Genomic DNA, 250 nt, shown 5'->3' with positions numbered 1-250 from the left:
TCCTCTCCCTGGTTCGTGAAGTCCTCGCAATCTAGGTTGAAGTCCTCTCCATTTTCGAATTCCGCGCAATTGGGTGGGAAGTCCTCTCCCTGGTCCGTGAATTCCGCGCAATCGGCTTTGAAGTCCTCTCCCTGGTTCGTGAAGTCCTCGCAATCTAGGTTGAAGTCCTCTCCATTTTCGAATTCCGCGCAATTGGGTGGGAAGTCCTCTCCCTGGTCCGTGAATTCCGCGCAATCGGCTTTGAAGTCCT

The 250-nt window shown here is 53.6% G+C and carries 1 protein-coding gene; it reads right to left on the bottom strand.

Annotation, left to right across the window (positions count from 1 at the left end):
• Positions 1-192 (bottom strand): hypothetical protein (locus J4G36_RS18375; RefSeq protein WP_210471850.1); only part of this gene is annotated, 192 nt, incomplete at its 3' end.
• Positions 193-250: the final 58 nt, after the last annotated feature.

The organism is Sporosarcina sp. 6E9 (genome assembly GCF_017921835.1).
GTDB lineage: Bacteria > Bacillota > Bacilli > Bacillales_A > Planococcaceae > Sporosarcina.
Note: the sequence above shows the minus strand (reverse complement) of the source record. Positions and strands in the feature narration are given on the sequence as shown.